This window comes from Vibrio sp. V19_P1S1T109, assembly GCF_002241375.1.
Lineage (GTDB): Bacteria > Pseudomonadota > Gammaproteobacteria > Enterobacterales > Vibrionaceae > Vibrio > Vibrio anguillarum.
In genome coordinates, this window is the sequence record NZ_NDIM01000275.1 from 1 (window position 1) to 5,344 (window position 5,344).

The window sequence follows — 5,344 nt, forward strand, 5'->3', positions numbered from 1 at the left end:
AACCAAGGCCATCAAAGTCAATTAAGGTGAAAGAGCGTGACCCAAACCGACAAGGCTATGAGTATTTCATTATTTTCTTATCCAGTGAAAACTGTTAAAGACTTTATAAAAGAGGTCAGGTATAAAAAGGCAAACGATGACATTTCTTTTATACAAGGACGGGTATGTATATCCAAAACATTGAAGCCTTTCTGATCGCAATTATTATATTAACGCTAACCCCAGGGCTAGATACGGCACTGGTGATTCGTAACACATCACGAGCAGGGTTCACGGACGGCAGCATAACAAGTTTGGGTATTTGCATGGGGCTATTTGTGCATGCGACCTTTTCCGCCGTCGGTATTTCGGCGATTTTGGCACAATCGGCCGAGCTGTTTCATGTGGTTAAAATGATCGGTGCGGCGTATTTAATTTGGCTTGGACTATCCAGCTTAAAAGCGTTGCTGAAAAATAGCCAAGGTATGCAGGTTACGGCCATTTCACACAGTGAATTTACACTGAAGCGCTCACTGCGTGAAGGCTTTCTTTCCAATGTATTAAACCCTAAAACGGCGGTATTTTATCTCGCATTTTTGCCGCAATTTATTAACCCAGAATATTCTCCGTTGTTGCAATCGCTTTTGATGGCTGCCATTCATTTTGTTATCGCTATGTGCTGGCAGTGCGGTTTAGCGGGCGCATTGAGTTTTGCAAAAAACTTACTCAAAAATGCGTCGTTTATGAAATGGATGGAAGGGACAACAGGCGTTGTGCTAGTCGCGCTTGGGGTGAAATTGCTACTAGAAGATGAAGCGGCTTAAGAAGTTGCTCTTTAGTCACCTAAAGTTGCCGATAAGCACTGCCACATGCTTATCGGCTGGCAAACGATTAATGTTGAGTTTGAGCATCACGCGTAAAAGGTGCTGACTGTTTTTCAAAAAACAGCTTGGTCTCTTCAAGCACAATATGGCGTAATGCGATTAATCCGATCAGATTAGGGATAGCCATTAAACCGTTAACGATATCAGCAATAATCCAAATCATATCAAGGTGCAAGAACGCACCTGATGCCACCAAACCGATAAAAATCAGCTTATAAGGCATCACTGCTTTGGTGCCAAACAAAAACACCACGCAGCGCTCACCGTAATAGTTCCAGCCTAAAATCGTCGTAAAAGCAAAAAACATCAAACCAATGGAGACCATCATCGGGCCCAAGGTTTGCGCATTTAAGCCTACGGCAAATGCATAGGTTGTCATGGCGGCGCCAGAAAAATCACTTTGCCATGCGCCAGTTAAAATCAGCGCAAGCCCGGTCATGGTGCAAATAATGATGGTGTCAAAGAAAGTACCAGTCATTGAAATCAACCCTTGTTTTACGCAAGAGTCAGTTTTCGCTGCCGCCGCGGCCATTGGCGCGCTACCAAGACCAGATTCATTAGAAAATACACCGCGCGCAATCCCTGATTGGATCGCCAGCATGATGCTCGCTCCTAAGAAACCACCAGTAGCGGCTGTGGAAGTGAAGGCAGAAGTAATAACTAAACTGATGGCCGTGAGTAATTGATCGCTGTTGCTGATGATCACACTCAAACACGCAAGGATGTAAAAAAGGGCCATGGCAGGTACCACTTTCCCAGCCACTTTAGCAATTGATTGAATACCACCGACCGTGACAAATGCGACTAACAGCGTTAGAACCACTGCTGATATTCCGCGTGACACACCAAAAGAGATTTCAGTAGCATCTAAAATCGCGTTGACTTGTGGGAATGTACCGATGCCGAAACAAGCGACGCCGATGGCAAATAGGGCGAATAAAACCGCCAAAGTTCGAGAGCCCACGCCATATTGCAGGTAATACATCGGGCCACCAACCATTTGGCCTTTGTCATCGACTTGACGATACTTTACTGCCAGTAAACATTCAGCGTATTTGGTCGCCATACCAAACAGCGCGGCTAACCACATCCAAAATAGCGCGCCCGGCCCACCGAGCTTAATCGCTGTCGCTACGCCAACGATATTACCGGTTCCAATCGTCGCGGAAAGTGCGGTACATAAGGCGGCAAAGCTTGATACATCGCCTTGTTTACCGGCGTCTTTGTCTTTACTAAACACCATCTTAAGTGCGGTAGGTAAATGTCGAAATTGGATAAGACCGAGACGAAACGTAAAATAGATGCCTGTACCGACCAATAAAATTAAAAGTGGTGGTCCCCAGACAAAGTTGTCTATAGATTCAAGAATAGATTGCAGGTTGTTCATTAGTTCCCCTTAATAAAACGACAGTTAAGGAGAAGAGGGAAAGGGCAGTAATCTGAAAAGATCCCACAAAAAGATCACAGCAGGCCAGTGGTGAAGAAACCACACCTATTTATGATTGTAACTTTCCACTCCTCTGTCCTTTTGCCTGAGAGTTTCACCCCAAATAGGGTTTGCTCCTTCGGCGACCGATTAAACGGTTCTCTCCAGAGGTTCCTCCAACTACAGTCCTCGCCAGCTCTCATAAGAGAGAGCATTAGCACCTGAAAGATTTACTTCTTCGGCGAGCCTGTTTACTCATACTTTGAATAAACTAAGGCTACTCTCCTGCAGTCTTCATCGGAACTGATGATAAGTGCGCTTACCATCAAGGCGAGATATGTTACATAAAGCGTTTTTCAAGACAAGAAAAATTGTGCTTTTGATCTCAATTTGCTGCCGTTTGGTGGTTTGTTAACCATTTATAGACGTAAACGTAGGATGAGGGGTGAAAACTTTACGCTTGTTGTCGATTGTTCTACTTTTTTCTGACTTATCGCGTGTTATAAATGATATACACTACGTGAGAGGATAGGCTAATGACACGACTCATCACCATTATTTTATTGATCGCCATTGCTTTTATTTTTATTCGTTATCGTACCAACGAAAAGTTGCAAAAAGGTGTGGTGGTTTCTTTACTCACTGCTTTTGTCATTTATGCTGCCTCAATTGTGATTACTGAATTAACTCGCTGAGATAGATAGGAGCGAAAGAGTGAACAAACAGACGGACATTGATGCGCAAGATGATGTCGTAGTGATTGAAGAACGAGACAAACGCAGCTACGTCTACATCGCGTTAGCAGGGGTGTTGGGGTTAGCATTAGGTGGCTTAATCGGTTCAAGTATCATCACGAATAACTGGCAAAAAACATACCATCAGCTAGAAGAAAAATATGAACAGCTCACCCAAGATAAAAGCCAATTAGCTGAAAAAGTGCAATTAAAAGTCGCCAGTGTCGACGCTGAAGTAGCAAATAAACTTCAACAAGCATTAGAAGAGCAACAAAAGCAGTATCAACAAGAGCTGGATCAAGCGCAAAGCCAATACCAAGCGTTAATGGCAGAAAATAAAGCGCTGCAAGCGAAACTTAATACACAGGAAAATGCACTAGCGCAAGTTGAGAACAAAAATTCTAAATTAAATCGGCAAGCCGATATGCAGGCAACGATTTTTGAACGTTCACGCGAACTGTTCCAACGTGAATTGAAAATTAAGCAAGAGTTAGAAGCGCTGCAAAAAGAGAAAGAAAGTTTAGTACCGAAGCTCAAAACGCTCAAAACCGATTGTGATGTCTACTTAGAAGGTAAGTCGTGGGATGCAAAATCAGACGCATGTGATAAGCAAGATGAAGCGAATTCAAGAATTAGCCAAATCGATCAGATGATCCAAGTTCACCGCATGGATTTAGAACAAATCAAAGCGTTAACGGAAAATATAGGCTTATAATTTATACCAATCCCACCAATGTTTCTTTAGCAGGCCTCGCGAAAATGAGGCCTGTTTTATCGTAAGGCTTATTCGGTCAAATACGTTGTTAGGAATTCTGCAATCTTCACCATATCACTGATCGCAATATACTCTTCGGTGGTGTGAACTTTCGCCATGCCCGTTGACAAATTGACGGTCACTAATCCTTTTTCGTTAAAGTTGTTTGCATCACTGCCTCCACCAGTACGTTTGGTTTTTGGTGCAATCCCAACTGATTCAAAGCTCTTTTTGATCGCAGCGATATGCGGATGCTCTTCATCCAATACAAAGGCGTTGTAAGCACGAGTAGATTCAATCTCAACCTGCGCGCCATGCTTGTGCGCCGCGGCCTGAAAGGTTGACACCATATGTTCAACTTGTAGGCTCAACTTATCATCATTCAATGAGCGGGCTTCAGCGACAATTCTAAGATCAGGCATGACGATATTCGTTGCGCCACCGCCATGAACAAGGCCGATATTCGCCGTGGTTTCCTCATCAATACGTAGCAATTTCATTTGGGTAATCGCATCGGCCGCGACGGCGATAGCGCTAATACCTTCTTCAGGGGCAAGGCCTGCGTGTGCGGGTTTGCCTTTGATATTAACGATGATTTTTTGCTGCCCTGGGGCTGCTTTAACAATGGTTCCTATTGGACCACCTGTGTCGAGCACAATCGCCTTAGCCGATTGAATATGAGACATATCAAAGTGTTTGGAGCCTTGTAGCCCGCCTTCTTCATGGACGGTGAATGCAATTTCAATGGTTTTATGAGGTTGTTTTTGCGCTTTAATCGTTCGAATCGCCTCCATAATGGCCGCAATACCCGATTTGTCATCGCCGCCTAAAATGGTTTCACCGTTAGAGCGAATGACGCCATTTTCAATGACGGGTGTGATACCAATCCCCGGTTTGACGGTATCCATGTGACAGCTCAGTACGACACTGTCATCGAGTTGTCCTGCTAGGCGAGCATAAAGGTTAAAGCCATTGGAAACATGTTCAGGTACGGGCAGTTTTTGGACTGAAAAACCGAGCTCACCCAATTGTTCAGACAGCGTTTCTGCAATCTGTTTTTCGTTACCCGATTCGCTGTCAATTTGAATTAGTTGTAGAAAGTGCTCAACCAAGCGCTGTTCATTTATCATGGTCATTTTGTTATCTCGTAGGAAACAGAAGCCATACCATATCGCGTGTGGATGACGCGATGTTCTACGATAAATCAAAGAAGCACGACAAAATAACCGAATTTTTCGCTTATATATAGCCAATGGCTATTGTTTTAAACTTAATGATTCACCTGTGTTGGCCTAATGTTTTGTTCGTGTAGCTCGACATATAAAAATCATGTGCGCCTAACACCTCGCCCGATTGTGTGTTTTTTGCCGGAGGCAGTGTCGGCTTTTGATAAATGTAGCTAAAATGTTACGCCGTGCTATTTATCTTACTGAGCAACTGGTTATGATTGACTTGTGATTAACGTGGCCAATTAAGTAAAAGTGCTTAGTATTCAGTCAAATAAAAATAAATCATCTCTGTGAAATTCGCTAATTTACTATCCTATTGCTCATTAATAGATTTGTGT

5 protein-coding genes and 1 riboswitch are annotated in these 5,344 nt (G+C 43.5%); of the genes, 3 read left to right on the forward strand and 2 right to left on the reverse strand.

What is annotated here, in order from left to right; all coding sequences use genetic code 11:
- The first annotated feature begins 164 nt into the window (after positions 1-164).
- On the forward strand, positions 165-803 hold the full coding sequence (locus B9J87_RS13480) for a LysE family translocator (protein ID WP_094151186.1): 639 nt from the start codon (positions 165-167) through the stop codon (positions 801-803).
- 67 nt (positions 804-870) lie between these two features.
- Here B9J87_RS13480 and B9J87_RS13485 read toward each other — a convergent pair whose 3' ends face one another.
- Positions 871-2,250, reverse strand: a complete 1,380-nt coding sequence (locus B9J87_RS13485) for an alanine/glycine:cation symporter family protein (protein ID WP_094151189.1) — start codon at positions 2,248-2,250, stop codon at positions 871-873.
- A gap of 123 nt (positions 2,251-2,373) precedes the next feature.
- Positions 2,374-2,467: riboswitch (glycine riboswitch) on the reverse strand.
- Positions 2,468-2,825: 358 nt separating this feature from the next.
- Between B9J87_RS13485 and B9J87_RS17800 the strand changes: the two genes are divergently transcribed.
- On the forward strand, positions 2,826-2,984 hold the full coding sequence (locus B9J87_RS17800; protein ID WP_010319274.1) for a hypothetical protein: 159 nt from the start codon (positions 2,826-2,828) through the stop codon (positions 2,982-2,984).
- 19 nt (positions 2,985-3,003) lie between these two features.
- Positions 3,004-3,738, forward strand: coding sequence for a chromosome partitioning protein ParA (locus tag B9J87_RS13495; protein ID WP_094151191.1), 735 nt, complete (start codon positions 3,004-3,006; stop codon positions 3,736-3,738).
- A gap of 68 nt (positions 3,739-3,806) precedes the next feature.
- Here the strand turns inward: B9J87_RS13495 and B9J87_RS13500 are convergent, their stop codons facing one another.
- Complete coding sequence (locus tag B9J87_RS13500) at positions 3,807-4,913, reverse strand: M20/M25/M40 family metallo-hydrolase (RefSeq protein WP_026028848.1); 1,107 nt, start codon at positions 4,911-4,913, stop codon at positions 3,807-3,809.
- Positions 4,914-5,344: the final 431 nt, after the last annotated feature.

Coding starts and splice junctions, on each gene's coding strand:
- B9J87_RS13480 (WP_094151186.1), top strand. CDS start 165: ATGTATATCCAAAACATTGAAGCCTTTCTGATCGCAATTATTATATTA.
- B9J87_RS13485 (WP_094151189.1), bottom strand. CDS start 2,250: ATGAACAACCTGCAATCTATTCTTGAATCTATAGACAACTTTGTCTGG.
- B9J87_RS17800 (WP_010319274.1), top strand. CDS start 2,826: ATGACACGACTCATCACCATTATTTTATTGATCGCCATTGCTTTTATT.
- B9J87_RS13500 (WP_026028848.1), bottom strand. CDS start 4,913: ATGACCATGATAAATGAACAGCGCTTGGTTGAGCACTTTCTACAACTA.